A 1,048-nucleotide genomic window follows, 5' to 3' on the forward strand; every position below is an offset into this window, starting at 1 on the left:
GCCCGGTAGCTCCGCTCCGGCACCGCGGGCGGCGCCGGCGCGGGCGGGGCGACCGGTGGCGGGCTGTACGCGGGCTCGGCCCGGTAGCCGTTGTCGAGGACGGAGTAGCGGGACTCGGTGGGGGCCGGTGCGGCGTGCCGGTAGCCGTTGTCGAGCAGGGCGTACCGCGACTCCGCCGCTGGCGGGGGCTCCGGCTCGACGCGCGGCGGCTCCGGCCGGTAGTCCCCGGGCGTCCGGTACGACGGGTCGACCGCCGGGTCCGCCCGGTACGCCGGCTCGACCCGGTAGGTGCCCGCCGCCCCGTGGCCCGCGTCGGCCGGGCGGCCGAAGTCCCCGCCGTACGACGGTGGCGACGGTTCGGGGTACGACGCAGGGGCCGGCTCCTGGCCGTACGACCGGCCGCCGCGCCCGTAGGCCGGCGGGACCGGCTCCGCGCCGTACGACAGCTCGGCGGGATGGCCGATGGCCGGGACGCGCCCGGCGTAGCCGTTGCCCCACCCCGGCCGGTGCGCCGTCTCGGGTGGCTGCTGGTCGTCGCGTCGGTCGGTCTCCGCCTGCTCCCCGGAGCGGCCACCGAGCCGGGCGCGGTCGAGCAGCGCCCGCCATCGCGGTGCTGGTTCGGCCGGCCGCCCCCAGCCGGTCTCGCTGCCGTCCACGGCCCGCCTCCCCAGCACCTCGCCCGTCTCCGCCTGACAGGCTACGAACGAAAACCCGTTCGGACCACACCGGCCCGCACACTTCTGTGTCGGGCCACCGTCACCCGATCGGCTCCGGTGAGCCGGTGCCGGACGTGTCTGCCGAGGTCGGCGGCGTGGTGGGCGGTGTCGGGGCCGGCGCGGAAAGAGTCGGATCCGGTGAGGAATCCGTCACCTCCGGTGCCGCCGTCGTCCCCGTGGGGTCCGGCGTGGGCGTCGGGACGTCCGGCGACTCCCGCACCCGGCCGCCCGTCGTGGCCGACTCCTCGGCTCGTTCCAGGTCCCGCTCGACGTGCCCGGCGACCTCCAGGTAGAGGTCGACCATGCGGGAGCAGACCGCGTACGCCACCGCC

At 77.6% G+C, this 1,048-nt stretch carries 2 pseudogenes; both read right to left on the reverse strand.

The window, feature by feature from the left end:
- Nucleotides 1-656, reverse strand: a pseudogene (locus AB0I76_RS30645) (ATPase); the annotation flags it as partial.
- Between the two features lie 100 nt (nt 657-756).
- Nucleotides 757-1,048: pseudogene (locus tag AB0I76_RS30650) on the reverse strand (hypothetical protein); the annotation flags it as partial.

Origin of the sequence: Micromonospora sp. NPDC049799 (assembly GCF_040656655.1) — a bacterium.
Classification (GTDB): Bacteria; Actinomycetota; Actinomycetes; order Mycobacteriales; family Micromonosporaceae; genus Micromonospora.